General features: G+C 72.0%; 21 protein-coding genes. 10 read left to right on the top strand and 11 right to left on the bottom strand.

Annotated features, from left to right (window positions below):
• Positions 1 to 56: 56 nt before the first annotated feature.
• From pstC to pstB, 3 genes are all read left to right on the top strand, one after another.
• Positions 57 to 1058 (top strand): phosphate ABC transporter permease subunit PstC, encoded by a 1002-nt coding sequence (gene pstC / locus JE024_RS18700; RefSeq protein ID WP_205374676.1) that lies wholly within the window; start codon positions 57 to 59, stop codon positions 1056 to 1058.
• A 91-nt stretch (positions 1059 to 1149) separates the two neighbouring features.
• Positions 1150 to 2220 carry a phosphate ABC transporter permease PstA gene (gene pstA, locus JE024_RS18695; protein ID WP_205374675.1) on the top strand — a complete coding sequence of 357 codons (1071 nt, stop codon included), beginning with the start codon at positions 1150 to 1152 and terminating at the stop codon, positions 2218 to 2220.
• 63 nt (positions 2221 to 2283) lie between these two features.
• Entirely contained in the window at positions 2284 to 3060 is a 777-nt protein-coding gene (gene pstB, locus JE024_RS18690) for a phosphate ABC transporter ATP-binding protein PstB (protein WP_205374674.1), read from the top strand.
• 562 nt (positions 3061 to 3622) lie between these two features.
• Here pstB and JE024_RS18685 read toward each other — a convergent pair.
• Positions 3623 to 4621 carry an inorganic phosphate transporter gene (locus JE024_RS18685; RefSeq protein WP_205374673.1) on the bottom strand — a complete coding sequence of 333 codons (999 nt, stop codon included), beginning with the start codon at positions 4619 to 4621 and terminating at the stop codon, positions 3623 to 3625.
• A 5-nt stretch (positions 4622 to 4626) separates the two neighbouring features.
• Complete coding sequence (locus tag JE024_RS18680) at positions 4627 to 5247, bottom strand: DUF47 domain-containing protein (protein WP_147987079.1); 621 nt, start codon at positions 5245 to 5247, stop codon at positions 4627 to 4629.
• Positions 5248 to 5443: 196 nt separating this feature from the next.
• Between JE024_RS18680 and JE024_RS18675 the strand changes: the two genes are divergently transcribed.
• Positions 5444 to 5776: a metal-sensitive transcriptional regulator gene (locus tag JE024_RS18675; protein ID WP_244882955.1), complete on the top strand. Its 333-nt coding sequence runs from the start codon at positions 5444 to 5446 to the stop codon at positions 5774 to 5776.
• Positions 5777 to 5940: 164 nt separating this feature from the next.
• Here the strand turns inward: JE024_RS18675 and JE024_RS18670 are convergent, their stop codons facing one another.
• On the bottom strand, positions 5941 to 6120 hold the full coding sequence (locus JE024_RS18670; RefSeq protein ID WP_205374672.1) for a hypothetical protein: 180 nt from the start codon (positions 6118 to 6120) through the stop codon (positions 5941 to 5943).
• A gap of 156 nt (positions 6121 to 6276) precedes the next feature.
• Entirely contained in the window at positions 6277 to 7104 is an 828-nt protein-coding gene (locus tag JE024_RS18665) for an SCO4651 family lipoprotein (RefSeq protein ID WP_205374671.1), read from the bottom strand.
• A gap of 158 nt (positions 7105 to 7262) precedes the next feature.
• Here JE024_RS18665 and JE024_RS18660 point away from each other — a divergent pair, with 158 nt between their 5' ends.
• Complete coding sequence (locus tag JE024_RS18660; protein WP_205374670.1) at positions 7263 to 7427, top strand: hypothetical protein; 165 nt, start codon at positions 7263 to 7265, stop codon at positions 7425 to 7427.
• A gap of 137 nt (positions 7428 to 7564) precedes the next feature.
• Positions 7565 to 9130, top strand: a complete 1566-nt coding sequence (locus JE024_RS18655; protein WP_205374669.1) for an FAD-binding oxidoreductase — start codon at positions 7565 to 7567, stop codon at positions 9128 to 9130.
• Positions 9131 to 9166: 36 nt separating this feature from the next.
• Here JE024_RS18655 and JE024_RS18650 read toward each other — a convergent pair whose 3' ends face one another.
• The 3 genes from JE024_RS18650 to JE024_RS18640 all read right to left on the bottom strand — a co-directional run bounded on the left by JE024_RS18650 (position 9167) and on the right by JE024_RS18640 (position 12138).
• A complete protein-coding gene (locus JE024_RS18650) occupies positions 9167 to 9907 on the bottom strand; it encodes a phosphatase PAP2 family protein (RefSeq protein ID WP_205374668.1) in 741 nt (246 codons plus the stop codon).
• Between the two features lie 257 nt (positions 9908 to 10164).
• Positions 10165 to 11178: a C40 family peptidase gene (locus tag JE024_RS18645; RefSeq protein ID WP_205376605.1), complete on the bottom strand. Its 1014-nt coding sequence runs from the start codon at positions 11176 to 11178 to the stop codon at positions 10165 to 10167.
• Positions 11179 to 11331: 153 nt separating this feature from the next.
• Positions 11332 to 12138, bottom strand: coding sequence for an SAM-dependent methyltransferase (locus tag JE024_RS18640; RefSeq protein ID WP_205374667.1), 807 nt, complete (start codon positions 12136 to 12138; stop codon positions 11332 to 11334).
• A gap of 312 nt (positions 12139 to 12450) precedes the next feature.
• On the opposite strand from JE024_RS18640, the gene JE024_RS18635 reads away from it, so the two are divergent.
• Both JE024_RS18635 and JE024_RS18630 read left to right on the top strand, forming a co-directional pair.
• Positions 12451 to 12657, top strand: a complete 207-nt coding sequence (locus JE024_RS18635) for a hypothetical protein (RefSeq protein WP_244882953.1) — start codon at positions 12451 to 12453, stop codon at positions 12655 to 12657.
• A 141-nt stretch (positions 12658 to 12798) separates the two neighbouring features.
• Positions 12799 to 13602, top strand: coding sequence for a thioesterase family protein (locus JE024_RS18630; protein ID WP_205374666.1), 804 nt, complete (start codon positions 12799 to 12801; stop codon positions 13600 to 13602).
• Between the two features lie 450 nt (positions 13603 to 14052).
• On the opposite strand, the gene JE024_RS18625 is transcribed toward JE024_RS18630, so the two are convergent.
• The 3 genes from JE024_RS18625 to JE024_RS18615 all read right to left on the bottom strand — a co-directional run bounded on the left by JE024_RS18625 (position 14053) and on the right by JE024_RS18615 (position 17158).
• Positions 14053 to 16113, bottom strand: a complete 2061-nt coding sequence (locus JE024_RS18625) for a pectinesterase family protein (protein WP_205374665.1) — start codon at positions 16111 to 16113, stop codon at positions 14053 to 14055.
• A gap of 89 nt (positions 16114 to 16202) precedes the next feature.
• Positions 16203 to 16745, bottom strand: coding sequence for a Uma2 family endonuclease (locus JE024_RS18620; RefSeq protein ID WP_205374664.1), 543 nt, complete (start codon positions 16743 to 16745; stop codon positions 16203 to 16205).
• Positions 16742 to 17158: an ATP-binding protein gene (locus tag JE024_RS18615; RefSeq protein ID WP_205374663.1), complete on the bottom strand. Its 417-nt coding sequence runs from the start codon at positions 17156 to 17158 to the stop codon at positions 16742 to 16744. Before JE024_RS18615 ends, JE024_RS18620 begins: the two co-directional genes overlap by 4 nt.
• 205 nt (positions 17159 to 17363) lie before the next feature.
• On the opposite strand from JE024_RS18615, the gene JE024_RS18610 reads away from it, so the two are divergent.
• Together JE024_RS18610 and JE024_RS18605 are read left to right on the top strand one after the other, a co-directional pair.
• Positions 17364 to 18218 carry a helix-turn-helix domain-containing protein gene (locus JE024_RS18610; RefSeq protein WP_205374662.1) on the top strand — a complete coding sequence of 285 codons (855 nt, stop codon included), beginning with the start codon at positions 17364 to 17366 and terminating at the stop codon, positions 18216 to 18218.
• Positions 18219 to 18229: 11 nt separating this feature from the next.
• On the top strand, positions 18230 to 18610 hold the full coding sequence (locus tag JE024_RS18605; RefSeq protein WP_205374661.1) for a DUF397 domain-containing protein: 381 nt from the start codon (positions 18230 to 18232) through the stop codon (positions 18608 to 18610).
• 18 nt (positions 18611 to 18628) lie between these two features.
• On the opposite strand, the gene JE024_RS18600 is transcribed toward JE024_RS18605, so the two are convergent.
• Entirely contained in the window at positions 18629 to 19177 is a 549-nt protein-coding gene (locus tag JE024_RS18600) for a peptidoglycan-binding domain-containing protein (protein WP_205374660.1), read from the bottom strand.
• Positions 19178 to 19379 lie beyond the last annotated feature (202 nt).

The following is a 19379-nucleotide window of genomic DNA, read 5'->3' as shown; positions in this document are numbered from 1 at the left end:
TCCGGTGCACCGCCGCCAGGGGAGCCGGGCGCTCCCCCACACAGACCGGAAAGACCATGGCTTCCACCACACCCACCGATTCACTTCCACCCACGCCGGCTCCGCCGGTCACCGGGCTCAACAGCAAGTCCACGGGCCGCGCAGGCGACAAGATCTTCCTCGGTCTGTCCCGCGGCTCGGGCATCCTGCTGCTGGTGATCATGGCGTCGATCGCCGCGTTCCTGACCTACCGCGCCACGCTGGCCATCTCGAAGAACGAGGGCAACTTCCTCACCACCTTCGACTGGAACCCGGCCGGTGACCCGCCGGTCTTCGGCATCGCGGTCCTGCTCTTCGGCACCGTCGTCAGCTCGATCATCGCGATGGTGATCGCCGTCCCGGTCGCCGTCGGCATCGCGCTCTTCATCTCGCACTACGCGCCGCGCAGGCTGGCCACCCCGATCGCGTACGTCGTCGATCTGCTGGCCGCCGTCCCCTCGATCATCTACGGCATCTGGGGCGCGCTCTTCCTCGTCCCGTACCTCGAGGGCCTGAACCTCTGGCTCGACGACTTCTTCGGCTGGACGTACGTCTTCGAGAAGACCGAGGTCGGCGTCGCCCGTTCGCTGTTCACCGTGGGCGTGCTGCTGGCGATCATGATCCTGCCGATCGTGACCAGCGTCAGCCGCGAGGTCTTCCTCCAGGTCCCGCGCACCAACGAGGAGGCCGCCCTGGCCCTCGGCGCGACCCGCTGGGAGGTCGTCCGCATGTCGGTGCTGCCCTTCGGCCGCTCCGGTGTGATCTCGGCCTCGATGCTCGGCCTCGGACGCGCGCTGGGCGAGACGATGGCCGTCGCCACCGTGCTCTCCCCGAGCTTCCTCATCTCGCTGCACCTGCTGAACCCGGGCGGCGGCACCTTCGCCCAGAACATCGCCGCGAAGTTCGACGAGGCCAACGAATTCGGGCGGGACGCCCTGATCGCCTCCGGCCTGGTCCTCTTCGTCCTCACCCTGCTGGTCAACGGCGCGGCCCGCCTGATCATCGCGCGCCGCAAGGAGTACTCGGGGGCCAACGCGTGAACGACGCACGCGCGGCCGCCGGGCCGCAGACGACCACGAAAGCCGCACCTCTGCGCCGCGCGGGCGGAGAAGTGAACGAATGGGGTGCAGCATGAGCCAGACCGCCATAAGGGAAACCCCGTCGCACGCCGCGCCGGGTCCCCGCCGCAGCCTCAGCACCCGGTCGCTCCCCAAGTGGGCGCCGCTCGGCTTCGCCGCCGTCTCCGTCGTCCTCGGCGTGGGTCTCGGCGTCGTCGCGGGCTGGGAGAGCCGGATCCAGTGGGGGCTGGTCTCCGCACTCTTCTTCGTCGTGATCTCGTACACGGTCACCAGCGCCGTCGAGAACCGCCGCCAGGCCAAGGACCGGCTGGCGACCAGCATCGTCTGGGTCTGCTTCGTCCTCGCGGTCGTGCCGCTGTTCTCGCTGATCGGGGTCACCGTCAGCCGCGGCTGGAAGGCCCTCGACGGGTACTTCCTCACCCACTCGATGGCCGGCGTCCCCGGCTTCGAGGCGGGCGGCGGTGTGTACCACGCCATCATCGGCACCCTGGAGCAGGTCGGCCTCGCCACCCTGGTCTCGGTGCCCATCGGCCTGCTGACCGCCGTCTACCTGGTGGAGTACGGCAAGGGCGCGCTGGCCAAGGCCGTGACGTTCTTCGTCGACGTCATGACGGGCATCCCGTCGATCGTCGCCGGTCTGTTCCTGCTGTCGATCATGCTGATGTTCAAGCTCCAGCCGTCCGGCCTGATGGGTGCGCTGGCCCTGGCGATCCTGATGATCCCGGTCGTCGTCCGCTCCACCGAGGAGATGCTCAAGCTCGTCCCGAACGAGCTGCGCGAGGCCTCCCTCGCCCTCGGTGTGCCGAAGTGGCGCACGATCATGAAGGTGGTCATCCCGACCGCGCTCGGCGGCATCACCACCGGTGTGATGCTCGCGATCGCGCGTATCGCCGGTGAGACCGCGCCGATCATGCTGCTCGTCTTCGGCAGCCAGCTGATCAACACCAACCCCTTCGAAGGCGCCCAGTCGTCGCTCCCCTTCTACATCTGGGAGCAGTACCGGGTCGGCAGCGAGGCGTCGTACGACCGCGCCTGGGCCGCCGCCCTGGTCCTGATCGCCTTCGTCATGATCCTCAACCTGGTGGCTCGCGGCATCGCCCGCTGGAAGGCCCCGAAGCACTGATCTGCGGCCCCGATGCCGCACGGCCGGTCGCTGACGCGACCACCAGAAAGCGAAGTGACCCCCATGGCAAAGCGAATCGACGTCAGCGGTCTGACCGCCTACTACGGCTCCCACAAGGCGATCGAGGACATCTCGATGACCGTGGAGCCCCGCTCCGTGACGGCCTTCATCGGCCCGTCCGGCTGCGGCAAGTCCACCTTCCTGCGCACCCTCAACCGCATGCACGAGGTCACCCCCGGCGGGCGGGTCGAGGGCAAGGTGATGCTCGACGACGAGAACCTCTACGCCTCCGGCATCGACCCGGTCGCCGTGCGCCGCACGGTCGGCATGGTCTTCCAGCGGCCGAACCCGTTCCCCACCATGTCGATCTTCGACAACGTGGCGGCGGGGCTGCGCCTGAACGGCTCCTACAAGAAGGCCCAGCTCGCCGACATCGTCGAGAAGTCCCTGCGCGGGGCCAACCTCTGGAACGAGGTCAAGGACCGTCTGAACAAGCCGGGCTCGGGCCTGTCCGGCGGCCAGCAGCAGCGTCTGTGCATCGCCCGCGCGATCGCGGTCGAGCCGGACGTGCTGCTGATGGACGAGCCCTGCTCGGCGCTCGACCCGATCTCGACGCTCGCGATCGAGGACCTGATCGGCGAGCTGAAGGAGCGCTTCACGATCGTCATCGTGACGCACAACATGCAGCAGGCGGCGCGTGTCTCCGACCGCACGGCCTTCTTCAACCTGGCGGCGGTGGGCCAGCCCGGGAAGCTGATCGAGATCGACGACACGGAGCGGATCTTCGCCAACCCGTCCGTCCAGGCGACCGAGGACTACATCTCGGGGCGCTTCGGATAAGCCGTCTGCGGGTGCTGCATGGCGGTGCCACCCGCAAGACGACGGGCCCGCCCCCTCTCCCAGGGGGCGGGCCCTTCCGCACTCCTGCACGGGGGCTCCGTCCCGGGGGCGGTCGCGGTTGGGGGGCTCCGTCCCCGGGGGGCTCGGTTGGGGGGGCTCCGTCCCGGGGCGGCTTGACCGGTTGCCGGGCTCCGTCCGGGGGCTGGCCCGTGTGTCGGCGGGGATGCGCCAGCCGTGATCGGGAGATCCGGCCGACGCCGCCCGCACCGCGCGGACCCGGCACCGCGCTCCGCGCGGTCGCCAACGCCGGACGGGCTGCCTTCGTCCGCGCCTCGCGTGGCCCGCACCGCGCTCCGCGCGGTCGCCTCAAGCGCCGGCGGGGCTGACAAAGTCAGCCCCGCATGGGGTACCTCCCACGGCCGCCAGGCCGTAGGGGGAGCTTGAGGCGCGGGGGCTCGGGGGCGGAGCCCCCGCAAAAGCCGGTCGCCCCGGGGACGGGAGAGCCCCGGCGCCCCAGGGAGGGGGGCGACGGGGCTCCGCGAGGCGCGTCACACGGGACGCGTCACCCGAAGATCAACCACACGACCCCGTAGCTCAGCGCCGCCACCGCCGCCGCCGCCGGCATCGTGATGAACCACCCGAGGATGATGTTCTTCGCCACGCCCCAGCGCACCGCGTTGATCCGCTTGGTCGCGCCGACACCCATGATCGCCGAGGTGATCACATGCGTCGTCGAGATCGGCGCGTGGAACAGGAACGCCGAGCCGAACATGATCGACGCGCCGGTCGTCTCCGCCGCGAACCCCTGCGGCGGGTCCAGCTCGATGATCTTGCGGCCGAGCGTCCGCATGATGCGCCAGCCACCCGCGTAGGTGCCCAGCGACAGCATCACGGCGCACGCGATCTTGACCCACACCGGGATCTCGTCGCCGGACTGCTCCACGTCCGCGATCACCAGCGCCATGACCACGATGCCCATGGTCTTCTGCGCGTCCTGGAGGCCGTGGCCCAGCGCCATGCCCGCCGCGGAGACGGTCTGGGCGATACGGAAGCCGCGCTTCGCCTTGTGCGGGTTGGTCCGCCGGAACATCCACATGATCGCGACCATCACCAGGTAGCCGCAGATCAGACCGATGATCGGGGAGAGGAACATCGGGATGACGATCTTCTCCAGCACCCCGGTCCAGATCACCTCCGTCCCGCCGGCGAGCGCCGCGCCGACCATGCCGCCGAAGAGGGCGTGGGAGGACGAGGACGGGAGGCCGAAGTACCAGGTGACCAGGTTCCAGACGATCGCGCCGACGAGCGCCGCGAACAGGATGCCCATGCCGCGGTCGCCGTGCGGGGTCTCGATGAGACCTTCACTGACGGTCTTGGCGACGCCCTGTCCGAGGAAGGCCCCCGCGAGGTTCATGACCGCGGCCATCGCCAGCGCCGCGCGCGGTGTCAGCGCGCGGGTGGAGACGGAGGTCGCGATCGCGTTCGCGGAGTCGTGGAAGCCGTTGGTGTACGTGAATCCGAGCGCGACACCAATGGTCACGATCAGGGCAAAGGTGTCCACGAAGCTCAGGACTCCTTGACCGCGATGGTCTCCACCGTGTTCGCCACGTGCTCGAACGCGTCCGCGGCCTCTTCGAGCACATCGACGATCTGCTTGAGCTTGAGGACCTCGATGGCGTCGTACTTGCCGTTGAAGAGGTGGGCGAGCAGCTTGCGGTGGATCTGGTCCGCCTGGTTCTCCAGCCGGTTGACCTCGATCCAGTACTCGGTGAGGTTGTCCATGGTCCGCAGGTGCGGCATGGCCTCGGCGGTCAGTTCGGCCGCCCGCGCCAGGACCTCGATCTGCTGCTCGACACCCTTCGGCAGTTCCTCGACGTTGTAGAGGACGACGAGGTCGACGGCCTCTTCCATGAAGTCCATGATGTCGTCGAGGGACGACGCGAGGGAGTAGATGTCCTCACGGTCGAACGGCGTGATGAACGAGGAGTTCAGCTGGTGGAAGATCGCATGGGTCGCGTCGTCCCCGGCGTGCTCTGCTGCCCGCATCCGTTCCGCGATCTCGGCCCGGGCGGAGGACTCCGCACCGAGCAGTTCCATCAGGAGCTTCGAGCCCGTGACGATGTTGTCCGCGGATGCGGCGAACATGTCGTAGAAGCTCGTCTCCCTGGGGGTCAGACGAAATCGCACGTGGGGTCCTCGGGGTGCTCTGGTTTCGGTCAGGCTGATGCTAGGCGCATCATCCGGCCACGGCTAACCGGCGACAACCCAGTGTCGCCCATCAACCGACGCGATCAGCACAGACCCCCACCGATTTCCCTGTGATTCGATACCATATACCCACGAGGGGTATACAACACCCCTTTCAGGACAACGGGAGGACGCGATGACGACCACCGAGGCGGCCGGCCCCCCGGTCACCGACCACGACCACGGCGTGCACGGCTACCACAAGCAGAAGGACGAGCACCTCAAGCGGCTGCGCCGGATCGAGGGGCAGATCCGCGGCCTGCAGCGGATGGTCGACGAGGACGTCTACTGCATCGACATACTCACCCAGGTCTCGGCGTCCACGAAGGCGCTCCAGTCCTTCGCGCTCCAGCTCCTGGAGGAGCACCTGCGGCACTGCGTCGCGGACGCGGCGGTCAAGGGCGGCGACGAGATCGACGCCAAGGTCGAGGAGGCGACGAAGGCGATCGCCCGCCTTCTGCGCACCTGACCCCCCGGGCCGCCTCGGAGGCCGGTCCCGTTCGTCCTGTTACGTGCCGTTCTTCGGGAGACGAATCCCTCTCCGGAAGAACGGCACGATTGGCTTGATCACATCGCCCGCCCACAGCGTGGACGCCGCGGAGGCAGTCGGCCGAGGGGCGCGGCGCGGAGAGTTCAGCGGTGCGCCGGGCCGGCCGGCCGGTCCGGCGTGCCCCACAGCACCTCGTCGATACGGGCCGGGCTCAGCCGCTCCCCGTCCACGGCCGACGCGGCGATCATCAGCTCGCCGCAGAGCTCGATCTCGGCGAGGGCCACGCAGTCGTCCTGGACTGTCGTCGTACTGGGCGGAGCCACGTGCCGTCACCTCTTCCGGCCGATGTCGGTCCCTAGGCTAGGGACCGGATGGCGCAAAGCGCATGGCACGTCCGGACCATTTGCGCTCTGGCCATCCCGGGTGGCTTCCCGCGCGACGGCCGCCGCCGCGCGCCGCCCGGGGCCCCGCGCTCCGCGTCAGACCTCGACCTTCCCGGTGTAGATGTCCTCCCGGGCCGGCAGCCGCACCTCGACCGGCTCCCCGAAGTCGAAGAGGACCGTGGTCGACGTCACGGCCACCGCGCGCCCCTCGTTGGCGAAGGTGAAACGGTGCCGGACCTTGCGCAGCAGACCCGCGTCGTCGAGATAGACGTCGAACGGCACCGCCCGGTCGGCGAACCCTTTCGCCGCGGCCGCCAGCGCCGCCCTGGCGTGCGGCCGCGCCGCCCGCGCCGCCCGCCCGATGTCCGTGGTGCCGCGGAAGTGCCGCACCCGCTCGCCCTCGACCTCGGTCTCGCCGACGAAGGTCACCTGCTCGGCGCCGCGCAGCAGTTCCGCCGCCGCGAGCGGATCGGTGGCCCCGCCCGTGACGAGGTTCCCGTCGTCGAGGGCGGCCGTGTCGACGCGGACCCACTTGTCGGCGGGGACGCCCGCGCCCCGGTTCTTCATGTAGAGCGCGCCCGGGGTGAGCAGTTCGGTGATCGGCTCGTGCTCGTCGGCCCCGGCCGGGTCGGGCGGCAGCACCACCGTCAGCCGGCCGGTGCGGCGGGCGAAGTCGTAGCCGCCGTCGCCGCGGATGGTGACCCGGGTGCCGCCGGTCGCCATCTCCATCGCGGTGCGCGCCCGGGAGCTGCGCGCCCGCTCCAGCGCGTCCGCCGCCCTGACGACCTCGTCGACGGTCCCGCCGCCGTCGCCCTCGTCGGCGACGGCTCCCCCGCCCGAACACCCGGTGGCCGCCATCACCCCCATCACGGTCGCCGCGACGGCCATCGTTCCGCCCCTGCGTCTGTGCTGCTGCGCCACCATCGCCTGTCAACCCCCAGAACGGGACCAGTGCTTGGAGGCCGCCCCTCCCTCGGCCCGCGGCCCGGGGACGCCCCGCACTCCCTAACGACCGCCCCCTCCCCCCGTCACGCCGCGGGGGCCATCCCGGCGGCCCGCCGCCGCCCAGTACCGTGGACCCCGTGCCCCAGCAGGACCCGGGCGCCGGGAGCCCGGCGCATCTGACCACCACCGTCGAACGCGGCTCCTTCGCCGTGGCCCGCTGCACCTGCGGCTGGTCGGGACCGGCACGCCGGTCCCGGGACCGTGCCCGCACGGACGCCCGCACCCACGCGGAAGCCCCCTGAGGACCACCGGCGCACCACCCCGCACCCCCTCTCCCCGGGCCGAAGCACCCCCCGGCCCCGCTGCCCCGCCGGCCGGAGTGCCACCGCCCGGGAACCCGCGGCCGCCGGCCGCCGTCTTCTCCTCCACGGGAGGCCCCATGGACCGGCGCACGCTGCTCACCACCGCCGTCGCTCTCACCACCACGGCCGTCACCGGCGCCTGCACGGGCGGCGACGGCGGCACGGACGGTTCCCCGCCGTCCACCGACCGCCCGGCGACCCGCACTCCCGGGGGCGGCAGCGCCGCCGCCGACTGGGCGGCGCTCGCCCGGGGGCTCGACGGCCTGCTGGTGCTGCCCGGCGACGCGGACTGGGCGAGCGCCCGGCAGCTCTACAACACCCGCTTCGACGGCCTGAGGCCCGCCGCCGTCGCCTATGTGGCCGGCGAGGACGACGTCCGGGAGTGCCTGGCGTACGCGCGGGCCCGCTCCGTGCCGGTGGCGGTGCGCAACGGCGGCCACTCCTACGGCGGCTGGTCGTCGGGGACCGGACGCCTCGTCATCGACGTCTCCTCGCTCGACGAGGTGCGCGCCGACGGCACGATCGGCGCGGGCGCGAAGCTCGCCGGTGTGTACCGCGGGCTGGCCCGCACCGGACGCACGGTGCCCGGCGGTTCCTGCCCGACGGTCGGCATCTCCGGCCTCGCCCTCGGCGGCGGCCACGGGGTGACGTCCCGCGCCTACGGCCTGACCTGCGACAGCATGACGGAGGCGACGATCGTCACCGCGGACGGCACCACCAGGACCGCGAGCGCCGACGCCGACCGGGACCTCCACTGGGCCCTGCGCGGCGGCGGCACCGGCGGCTTCGGGGTGGTCACCCGCTTCCGCTTCCGCACCCACCCCGCGCCGCCGACCGTGGCCGCCTACATGAACTGGCCGTGGTCCAGGGCCGAGGCGGTCCTGACGGCCTGGCAGCGGTGGGGGCCCGCGCAGCCGGACGAGATCTGGTCGTCGGCGACGGTGAACGCGGGGCCCGGCGGCGTCCGCCCGACACTCTCGGTCATGGCCCTCACGCTCGGCGACGAGGACGGACTGCGCAACGCCGTCGACCGGCTCGCGGACGCGGCGGGCTCCTCGGCCGCGTCCGTCGCCCTGCGCCCCCGCCCGTACCTCGACGCGATGCTCGCCGCCGCCGGGTGCCTCGGGCTCGACGAGGAGCGGTGCCGGCTGCCGGGCACCACGCCCGGGCGCGGGCCCGGGGGCACGCTGCCGCGCGAGACCTACGCCTCGGCCTCCGACTTCTTCGACCGGGACCTGACGGGCGGCGGGGTGCGGGCCCTGATCGCGGCGGCCGAGGCGTACACCCGCATACCGGCCGGGCGGGGCGCGGCGGACGGCAGCGTGCTGCTGACCGCGCTCGGCGGCGCGGTGAACCGGGTCGACCCGCTGGCGACGGCGTTCGTCCACCGCCGCTCACGGATCCTGGCCCAGTACATCGGCGCCTGGCAGCCAGGGACCTCCGGCACCGACTCCCTGTCCTGGCTCGGGGACACCCGCGCGGCGATGCGCCGGTACGCCTCGGGCGCCGCCTACCAGAACTACGCCGACCCGGAGCTGACGAACTGGCGCGAGGCCTACTACGGCCCGGCGGCCGAGCGCCTGACCCGGCTCAAGCACCGCTACGACCCCGACCGGGTCTTCGACCACCCCCAGGTGGTCTGACCGGCGGCGGGCCGTCCGGCCCGCCGCCCGCGGGTGCTACGCCGCCAGGCCGTTGGCGCCCGGTCCGGTGTCCTCGGTCCGGGGCTCGGGGATGTCCAGCGGCTCCACCCGCCGTGCGCTGCCCGCGCGCCGGGAGCGCACCAGCCGCCCCAGCACCCGGGAGCCGGCGACCGCGGACACCAGCGGGGTGAGCAGCGCCAGCGCGAGCGGGGCGAGCAGCAGGGCCACGGCGGTGCCGAGGGCGAAGCCGCCGATGACGTCCGTCGGGTAGTGCACGCCCATGTAGACGCGGCAGAAGCCCTCGGCGAAGGCGAGCGCGAGCGCGGCCATGCCGAAGCGGCGGTGGGCGACGAACAGCGCGGCGGCGATGGCCATGGCCATCGTGGAGTGGTCGCTGACGAAGGAGAAGTCGGTCTTCCCCTGAACCAGGACCTCCAGGCCCTCGTGGTCGTTGAAGGGCCGGGGCCGTTCGACGAAGCCGCGGATGGGGATGTTGATCAGCAGCGCGATGCCCGCGGCCAGCGGCGCCCAGACCAGGCTCGCCACCGCGACGACCGAGTCCTCCGCCGTGCCGCGCCGGCGGACGCTCCACCAGCACCAGAGCGCCACCAGGACCAGCGCCAGCATGATCCCGTACTCGCCGACGAACTCCATGGTCCGGTCGAACCAGCCGGGTGCGTCCTTCGCCAGACCGTTGATGTCGTAGAGCAGGCTGACGTCGGGATTCATCGAATCCCTCGACTCCGTCAGGGGGAACCCGATTGCGAGTCCAGCCATCTGCCGCGGCCCCTTGCCTTGTTGCCTGCCGGCGCGCGTCCTGCGCGCCGCTCTCCCAACCCCCGTGGTCGGTCGGGTGTGTGCTGCATGGTCAGTGCGGCGGCCTCCCTGACCAGGGAACGACATGGACCCCGGCCTCGTTCCACCCTCCACCGAACGATCACCATGACGTTATCGAAGAGTGACACGTCATCGCAGCTCAGAGCCCTGCGGTAAAGGGCGGTTTCCAGCCACCCGGATGACGGTGCGACGGTACGTCAGGCCTCCGGGAGCGCCGTCGGCAGGGCCGCCGCACCGTCCTTGGTGACCCGGGTGGCGCCGAAGTAGTCGGGGGTGTCGATCTTGTCGAAGCGGATCACCGCGCCGGTGTACGGGGCGTTGATCATGTAGCCCCCGCCGACGTAGAGACCGACATGACGGATCGCCCGCGAGTTGGTCAGATCGTCGGAGAAGAACACCAGGTCGCCCGGCAGCAGTTCGTCGCGCGAGGGGTGCGGACCCGCGTTGTACTGGTCGTTGGCGACCCGGGGCAGCTCGATGTCGACCGTGCGGTAGGCGGCCTGGGTGAGGCCGGAGCAGTCGAACCGCCCGCCCTGCTCGGGCGTGCCGTTGCCGCCCCACAGGTACTTGGTGCCGAGCTTCTGCTGCGCGAAGTAGATCGCACCGGCCGCCTGCCGGGAGGGCTCGACGCGTCCGACCGGGCGCGCGAAGCTCTTCTCCAGCGTGCGGATGACCTTCACGTAGTTCTGCGTCTCGCGGTAGGGCGGGACACCGCCGTACTTGATCACGGCGTAGGCGCCGGCGTTGTACGCGGCGAGCATGTTGTCCGTCGGGTCGCCCGGCGCCTTGCGAACATATCCGGCCAGTTCGCAGTCGTACGAAGCCGCCGACGGAATCGCGTCGGCAGGATCCCAGACGTCGCGGTCGCCGTCCTTGTCGCCGTCGATGCCGTGGGTCGCCCAGGTGCCCGGGATGAACTGCGCGATGCCCTGCGCGGCGGCGGGGCTCTGCGCCCTCGGGTTCCAGCCGCTCTCCTGGTAGAGCTGGGCGGCGAGCAGCGCCGGGTTGATGGCGGGGCAGAGGTTGCCCCACTTCTGCACCAGCGACTGGTAGCGCGCCGGGACGGCCCCCTTCGCCAGGCCCACGGCACCGCCCTTGGCGTCGCCGCCGAAGATGCCGGCCGCGGCCGAGTAGGTGCCGACGACGAGCAGCGCGACGAACAGCAGGGCACCGCCGAAGGAGACCCCGGCGACCAGCCACGCCTTACGCACCGTCAACCACCCTTCACCGCACGGCAGTAGCCCGACCCGGTTGCCAGTGTAGGAGGCGAAGGGCCCCGTCAGTAGGACGACGGCCCCCCGAGTTCGGCCCCGTACAAGGCTCCCCCGCGCCCGCGCCCGCGCCGGAGCCGCGGCGGCGGGCGGCTACGCCTTGCGCCCCACCCCGCCGTACATCGCCACCTCGGCCGGGGCCGTCAGGTCCGCCGCGTCCGGGCGCCAGCGGTTGCAGGAGACCACGCCGGGCTCCAGCAGCTCCAGGCCGTCGAAGTAGCGGGCCACCTCGTCCGGGGTGCGCTGGGTCAGGCGCGGGGTGCCGTTCTCGTTCCAGAAGGCCACCGCCGCGTCCACGTCGGGCATCGCGGGGCTGGTGATGGTGTGCGAGAGCACCAAGTGGCTGCCCGGCGGCAGGGCGTCCAGCAGCCGTCGCACCACCGCCCGGGACTCCGCGTCGTCCTCGACGAAGATGACCACGCCGAGCAGCATCAGGGCCACCGGCTCGGAGAAGTCCAGCGTCCCGGCGGCCTGTTCCAGGATGGTGTCCGTGTCGCGCAGATCGGCGTCGAGGTAGTCGGTGCGCCCCTCGGCCGTGCCGGTGAGCAGCGCACGGGCGTGGACCAGCACCAGCGGGTCGTTGTCGACGTACACCACGCGCGCGTCCGGCGTGATCCGCTGCGCCACCTCGTGGGTGTTGTCGGCGCTGGGCAGACCGGTGCCGACGTCGAGGAACTGCCGGATCCCGACATCGGCCGCGAGATGGCGGACCGCGCGTCCGAGGAAGCGCCGGTCGGCGAGCGCGTAGTCGCCGATGCCCGGGTGCAGCGCACGGATCCGGTCACCTGCCTCCTGGTCGACGGCGTAGTTGTCCTTGCCGCCGGTCCAGTAGTTCCAGATGCGCGCGGTGTGGGGCCGGGTGGTGTCGATACGGGCCTGTGTCGCTGCGTCGTCGCTCACGCCGGTGACTCTAGTCAACCGGCCCGCTGCGCAGGGTGGTTGCGGAGAACTCCGCTCCGCCGCCCCGTTCACCCCGGGCCCCGGCGTGGTCACGGTGCGCGACGGCGAGGTTGACGCGAAACAGCCCCTCCACCCTCTTTGACGCCTTACAGTCTCGGGAAGTACGGCAAAGCTGCCGGTACAGAGCTCATGGGTCACCCACCCGGTGGCCGTGGTCTGGACCAGTTGCCACTACTCTGTGTCACGCAGCCACAAGGCTGAGGCCAAAACCGCTCCGTCGACCACGGAGCGGCGAGCACCACAGGAGCACCAGTGAAGAACTCTGCGATCGTGACCGTCACCCCGGACACGACCGGCTCGGCGGACACGACGGACGCGAGCGACGCGCAGAACGGGGGCACCGGCGCCGGCCGCCGGGGCCGCCGCGGCGACGCGGGCGGAACCGTCGCCACGGTGACGTTCATCGCCCTGCTGGCCGTCGCCCTCGGCCTCCTCGGCTACATGGTGCTCGGCCGCTGACATCGGCACGGCACCACCGCCGGAGGGGTGTGCGGTCCCGAACGGGACCGCACACCCCTTCTTCGTCCCGCCGCCCCCTGGATCCCGCCGTTACCCGCAGGTAGCGTGCGTCGTACACCTATCGCGGGGAGGCGGACGGCCATGACGGCAGCGGCACCGGAGACCGAGGCGTTCTACGAGCGCCTCACGGAGAACCGCTTCGCCGCCACGGAGCACACCCGGGGCCCCTGGGACGCCGCGTCCCAGCACGCCGGCCCGCCCGCCGCCCTGCTCGGCCGCGCCCTGGAGGAACGCCCCGGCGCCCGCACCGACATGCGCGTCGCCCGCGTCACCTACGAGATCCTGCGCCCCGTCCCGATCGCACCGCTGGAGATCACCACCTCCGTGCTGCGCTCCGGCCGCAGCACCGAGGTCGTCGAAGCCGTGCTCACCCCCGAGGGCGGCGCGCCCGTGATGCACGCCCGGGCCCTGCGCGTCCGCACCACCGAGGAGCCCGGCCCCGCGGTCGCCGAGGGCCCGCTGCTCCCCGCCCCGTCCGAGACCTCCGCCACCCCGTTCTTCGGCGTCGCGTGGGACATCGGCTACCACACGTCGATGGAGACCCGGTTCGCCGAGGGCGCCTGGCGCGAACAGGGGCCGGGCACCTGCTGGATGCGGATGCGGATCCCGCTGATCGCCGGGGACGCCCCCCGGGCGCTCGACCGCGTCCTGGTCGCCGCCGACTCCGGCAACGGGATCAGCAACGTCCTCGACTTCCGCAGCCATGTCTTCATCAACCCGGACCTGACGGTCCATCTCCACCGCCACCCGCTGGGCGAGTGGGTGTGCGTCGACGCGCGGACCAGCGTGGACGCGGCGGGCATCGGCCTCGCCGACGCCCGTCTGCACGACGAGAAGGGGCCCATCGGCCGCAGCGCCCAGAGCCTGTTCGTCGCCCCGCGCTGAGAGCGCCGAGAGCGCTGCGAAGGAAACCCCGGCGCGCCCCGCCGGGGCGGGGCCGCACGGGCACGGACGGGACGAGCACCCCTGCCCGGGGCACGTCCCGTCCCTGCCTGCTCGCGGAGCCCTTGCCCGGCCCGCCCCCGACGCGGAGGCCAGAGTCCTCCGCGCCCGCGCCGGCGGTCTCCCGTCGGGGGGCGTACCCGTCTGTCGCCACCGCACGGGAAAAGGTTGCCGCGCTTTTCCGCCGGATTTCCCGGGCGGCGGGGCCGCCGCGTTCTTCCGCCTGCGGGCGGCGGGCTGCCGCGTCACTCCGCCTGTTCCCGCGGGCGGCGGGGCCGCCGCGTCCCTCCGCCGCCCATCACGGACGGCGGGGCTGCCGCATTGTCCGCCGCACGTCTCGGGCGGCCGAACCGCCAGGCCGCTCCGCCGCACCTCACGGACGGCGGCCGCCGGTCAGCCGGCGGCCGGGTCCCAGCCGCCCAGCCAGTCGGCGATATCCTGGTCCGCCGCCTGCGCGTCGGTCAGGTGCGGCCGGTCGGGACCGGCCGCCCCGGCGCCCGCGCCGGAGTTCCGGTACTCGGCGAACCGGTCGTCACGCCACGAGAAGCCGCCCATGTCCGTCCAGGGCGCGGCCTTCACCGCGGCGCCGAGGCTGGAGTCCCGCACGGTCGTCTGCGGGTCCAGCGAGGCGTCGCCGCCCGCGTGCCACGGACGCCCCAGATGGAAGCTGCCGGCGGACACGTCACCGGTCACGGTCGACCGGCTGATCAGGAACCCCTTGCGGTGCGCCGGGGTGCTGGGCGCGGTCACGTACCCCGCCGAGGTGCCGTTCCACCGCTTCTTCAGGGTGATGACGGACCGGTCGATCACCGCCGAGGCGCGGCCGAAGACGAAGTCGACGTTCCCGACCACATAGGAATTGGTCATGTGGACACGGCCCAGCGCGTCCTTGGACGCGGTGTCCAGCAGCAGGGTGTCCTGGTCGCCCTCGACGATGAGGCCGTCCAGCGCCACCCGGTCGGCCGCCGTGCGCAGCGCCACCGCCTGGTGCCCGGACAGGTGCTGGTTGGCCGCCTCGTCGAAGTCGTTGCGGACGGTGAGGTTGCGGGCCCGGAAGTCGTTCGCCTCGACGGCCACGGTGGCGCTGCCGCTGGTGCCGTACGTCCCCGAGCCGTCGGGCTTCGGCGTCCCGGCGGCGTTCCCGTAGGCGATCACGGTGTCCTTGCGGCTGCCGCCGGTGCCCTGGATCGTGACGTACGGCTTGTTCGACGGCACCTTGACGGTCTCCCGGTACACACCGGGCCGCACCTCGATCACCACCCGCGAGGTGTTGCCGGCGGGCACGGCGTCGACCGCCTTCTGCACGGAGGTGAACTGCCCGGTGCCGTCCTTGGCGACGGTGAGCGTGGTCGCGGCCGCCGCGGCGGTGCCCGCCGTCGCCGCCGTCCCGATCGTGGAGCGCGGCCCGGCACCGGCCCTCAGCAGCGCCGGGACGTCGGCCGCCGCGTCGAGGGTGTAGGGGTAGTGGGCCCGCGCGTCGAAGGCGGTGCCGCCGCTCTCGTTGCGGCCGCTGGTGCCGGAGAAGACGTTGCCCCGCTGCACCACGGAGGCCGTGGCGTCCTTGGTGACCGGGTTCTTCAGCCCCTCGAAGTAGCTGTTCTCCAGCAGCATCCTGGTCGCACCGCGCGAGTAGTTGCCGTACGAGGTGGTGATCGCCGTCCCCGGCACGTCCTGGAGGTAGTTGTTGTAGAGGTGGGCGCGGGCCACGTTGTCGGTGGACGGGTTGCGCTGCTCGCTCTCCCGGATCCAGTTGTGGTGGACGGTCAGCTCGGCGGTGACGTTCTCGGTCCAGCCGATGCCGAAGGTCTTGTTGTTGTTGCCCAGCCGGTTCCAGGAGACGGTGAGGTACGTCGTGTCCTTGCGGCTGTCGATCAGACCGTCGGCCATGTTCCGGAAGTCGTTGTGGTCGATCCAGACATGGTGCGCCCCGTCCATCTGGACGGCGTCCCAGTCGTGGTCCTTGTCGTTCCAGACGCCCTCGTAGGAGTCACGGATCGTCAGGTTCCGGATGATGACGTTGTGCACGCCCTGCCCCAGGAAGAACCCGCCCCCGACGATGTGGCCCGAGGTCCCCGAGCCCACGATCGTCTTGTCGGAGGCGACCTTGATCTCCTTGCCCTTGGGGTTCATCGTGATCGCGGCGGCCACCACGATGACGTAGGGCTCGGCCGCCGTCGCGTACCGCTCCAGCTCCGCCTGCGTCCGCACGGTGACGGTCGGCCCGCCGCGCCCGCCGTAGGTGCCGTTCTGCCCGAGCGCGTTCACCGAGGCGAACCCGTCGGCGACGTCGTCGGCCCAGCCGGCGGCGCCCACCGCCCCGGCGGCCACCCGCTCCGGCGTCCCGGCACCGGCCACCGCACCGGTCCCCCCTGCCATGCCGAGCGCGGCGACCAGCGCCACCACCACCCCGCCCCGCCTGCCGCGCGCCCGCACCCTGCCGTCCCGCTGCCTCATGCGCCGCTTCCGATCTCCTCGTGGGGGGACCCAGCTTTTGCCAGGCCCATGCCAAGAAGTCGCCGCCGCCGGGGACGGGGTTGCCGCCCTCAGTGGACCGGCAGCCCCGCCGTCGGCACCGCGCCGGCGAACGGCGCGGGGAGGACGGCCGCCTCCCCGTACACGCCCTGCCCGGTACGGGTGAACGCGGCGCCGTCGGGCCCCGAGCACAGCGACCAGCGCCCCTCCCGGGGATCGACGACCAGCAGCAGCGGCAGGTAGGCGGCCGCGTACCACTCCGCCTTGCCGGAGAGCCCCCTGCCCTTCTCCGCCCGGGACACGACCTCGACCGCGAGCACGGGCCGGCCGCCGGCGCCGGCCTTCCGGACGAGGAGGTCGGGCACGGCGAAGTCGTCGGCGTCCAGGGGCATGTCGACCGGGCACCCCCCGACGGCCTCCCACTCCCCGCCCCCGGCGATCCGGTCCGCCAGCAGCCGCACGGTCTCCGTACGGACCGCGCAGTCGGTGCGCGTGAGGACGAGGCTGCCCCCGAGCACCTCAGCACGCAGCCCCGTCGCCCGGGTCACCAGCCGGGCGACCCCCCGCGGATCACGCGGCACCAGCCGCGCCAGCGGACCCCGACGGGGCGTCACGGCCGCCCGCCCAGCTCGACCCAGAGCAGCTTCCCGCCCTGCGGCAGCGCGGTCGCACCCCAGGCGTCCGCGCACACCGCCACGATGCGCAGCCCCCGGCCGCCCTCGTCGTCGGACGCGGCGCGACGCGGCAGCCCCGCGAAGGGCGGGGGGACCTCGGGGCTGGTGTCCCAGACCCCGAGCCGCAACCGCCCGCGCTCCGGGCCGGTCAGCCGGAGCCCGTACGGACCGTCGGTGTGCCGGAGCGCGTTGGTCACGAGCTCCGACGCCAGCAGCTCGGCCGTGTCCACGAGCGCCCCGAGCCGGTGCGCCCCGAGCACCCCCCGGAGCACCCGCCTGGCCACCCCCGGAGCCCGGGGATCCTGCGGAAGCCGGAGGGCATAGGCCCACGACGGGGATACGGTGGTGGTCATGGAAGTCTCCTCGGCGGAAGGCGTGTCGGTCAGGTGCGCATACGGGCCCGGTGACGAGGCCGCTCCGTCGAGCGGGGTGCTTCCGGGCGGGTGGCCGGCCTGAGGAACAGGCTAGGGCGACGCAAGTAGTACTTGCGCCCCAAGCCGCCCCTCTTCCCCCTGGCAGATGACGCACTGAACTAACGACCGAATCGGAGAACGTCCCGTGCCCGGTAGAGCGGCTCCCACTGCCCGCCGCATCCGCGTGGGAGCGGAACTGCGCAAGCTCAGAGAGCGAAGCGGACTGAGTTCCACGCAAGCGGCTGCCCTGCTGGGTATCGGCCAGGGCCAACTCAGCAATGTGGAGACGGCCCGCTTCGGCGTCAGCGCCTCACGCGTCCGCGCGATGGCCGACATCTATTCCTGCGATGACCCGGAGTTCGTCGAAGCCCTCACGGGCATGGCCGAGGACCGGTCCCGAGGCTGGTGGGAGGGCTACCGGGATGCTCTCCCCGGCGCGCTCCTGGACCTTGCGGAGCTGGAGCACCACGCGACAGCGCTTCGCACGGCCCACACGGTGCACATCCCGGGGCTCCTCCAGACCGAAGACCACGCACGCGAGATCTGCCTCCAGGCCATCCCGGAGCTGAGTCCCGAAGCCGTCGAGAGCCGCGTCGCTCACCGCGTTCGCCGGCAAGCCCTTCTCCACCGCCCCGACAGCCCCGCCCCCTACCAGGCGACCGTCCACGAAGCGGCGCTGCGGATGCAGTTCGGCGGACCCGCTGTCGCACGGGCCCAGCTCGAGCACCTCCTCCGCATGTCGGCTCTCGATCACGTGACCATCAGGGTCATCCCGTTCGGCATCGGCTCGTACCCGGGATCCGGACAGACCATCAACTACTTGCACGGTGCGGTACCGCAGCTCGACACCGTCCAACTCGACCAGTCGCATGGCCCGGCCTTCGTCGACGGCACCGAACAGATGCAGCAGTACCGGGAACTCTTCGCCCGCCTCGACTCCCTGTCCCTCACCCCTGCGGAATCGAACTCGTTCATCCGTGACGTCGCCGACAGCCTGTGAAGGAGCCTCCCGTGCAGATCCACCCCTGGCAGAAGTCTTCGTACTGCGCGCAGGGAGAGGCATGCCTGAACGTTTCCTCGGACGCCTCCGGCGTCCACCTCACCGAGAGCGGCGACCCCGACGGGGTCATACTCCGCACCACCCCCGAGACCTTCGGCGGCCTCCTGGACGCCATCAAGAGCGGCGGCGAGAGCCCGCACATCGCCGTCAGCCACACCCAGGACGGTCTCGTCCGCCTCACGGCCCCGGACGCGGACCGTCCCGTCGTCACCGCCTCCGCCAAGTGGGACGCCTTCGTCCTCGGCGTGCGTGCCGGCGAGTTCGACCACTTCCGCCGTGCCGTCCCGGACGCGGGCACCCCCGTCCCGGACGGACGGGGGCGCCGCACCTGAGGGCGAGGCGTCAGCAGTTCACGCTGTTGTAGCTCGCCCACTTGATGCCGCCCTTGGCGCTGCCCGAGGCGAACTCCCAGTTCCCGCCCCGGTGTCGGTGCGGCGGACCATGAAGTTGACCTTCGACCCGTCGTAGCCGCCGTAGGCCTTGCCGCCGCTCGCGCCGTGGAAGGAGATCTTCGTACCCGCCTTGGTCCAGGTGAGCTTACCGGCGGAGCCGTCGGCCGACAGGCCCCGGGCTCTCTGCCACGCCTGGGTGGCCGCCTTCGTCTGCGGCCCGAACGAGCCGTCCACGCCGGACTGGGGCAGATAGCCGTCGGCCCACAGGATGGTCTGCCACAGGCAGGTCGCGTTCGACCGCGCGTTCGTGCCGACGTTGACGACGCCCTCGTCGTTCAGGTCGTCGGTGATGGTCCCGACGCCGTAGATGTGGGACCGGCCGTTGTAGGAGTTGCTGGCGGCGGCCGGCGTGACCGTCGTCGCCGCTATGCCCAGAGCCAGCACCGTGGCCCCGAGGGGGACGGACAGGCGGCGGAGCGTACGGCGGCGGATCTCGTGTGACGACATGACAGGTCCTCTCGGTGAGCGTGAGGTTGAAAGCAGAAGGTGATCACCGAGAGGGGACGCTAACGACGCCCCGCCCCGCCGGAACAGGGCCGGGGAGCCCGCGTAGCGCAGCCGTGGGGAACTGGGACACCCCGGAGACAGACGACACCCCAAAGCACCCCAAAGGTGGCACAACGACAGTCATTGCCCGGAGTCACGCTCC

Source organism: Streptomyces zhihengii, from assembly GCF_016919245.1.
Classification (GTDB): Bacteria; Actinomycetota; Actinomycetes; order Streptomycetales; family Streptomycetaceae; genus Streptomyces; species Streptomyces zhihengii.
The sequence above is the reverse complement of the archived record's forward strand: the minus strand, read 5'-3'. Positions and strand labels throughout refer to the sequence as shown.

What these genes read in the sequence shown, in the direction of transcription:
- pstC (WP_205374676.1), top strand. Translation starts at nt 57, where the DNA reads ATGGCTTCCACCACACCCACCGATTCACTTCCACCCACGCCGGCTCCG.
- pstA (WP_205374675.1), top strand. Translation starts at nt 1,150, where the DNA reads ATGAGCCAGACCGCCATAAGGGAAACCCCGTCGCACGCCGCGCCGGGT.
- pstB (WP_205374674.1), top strand. Translation starts at nt 2,284, where the DNA reads ATGGCAAAGCGAATCGACGTCAGCGGTCTGACCGCCTACTACGGCTCC.
- JE024_RS18675 (WP_244882955.1), top strand. Translation starts at nt 5,444, where the DNA reads ATGACGACCACCGAGGCGGCCGGCCCCCCGGTCACCGACCACGACCAC.
- JE024_RS18665 (WP_205374671.1), bottom strand. Translation starts at nt 7,104, where the DNA reads ATGGTGGCGCAGCAGCACAGACGCAGGGGCGGAACGATGGCCGTCGCG.
- JE024_RS18655 (WP_205374669.1), top strand. Translation starts at nt 7,565, where the DNA reads ATGGACCGGCGCACGCTGCTCACCACCGCCGTCGCTCTCACCACCACG.
- JE024_RS18650 (WP_205374668.1), bottom strand. Translation starts at nt 9,907, where the DNA reads ATGGCTGGACTCGCAATCGGGTTCCCCCTGACGGAGTCGAGGGATTCG.
- JE024_RS18630 (WP_205374666.1), top strand. Translation starts at nt 12,799, where the DNA reads ATGACGGCAGCGGCACCGGAGACCGAGGCGTTCTACGAGCGCCTCACG.
- JE024_RS18625 (WP_205374665.1), bottom strand. Translation starts at nt 16,113, where the DNA reads ATGAGGCAGCGGGACGGCAGGGTGCGGGCGCGCGGCAGGCGGGGCGGG.
- JE024_RS18615 (WP_205374663.1), bottom strand. Translation starts at nt 17,158, where the DNA reads ATGACCACCACCGTATCCCCGTCGTGGGCCTATGCCCTCCGGCTTCCG.
- JE024_RS18600 (WP_205374660.1), bottom strand. Translation starts at nt 19,177, where the DNA reads ATGTCGTCACACGAGATCCGCCGCCGTACGCTCCGCCGCCTGTCCGTC.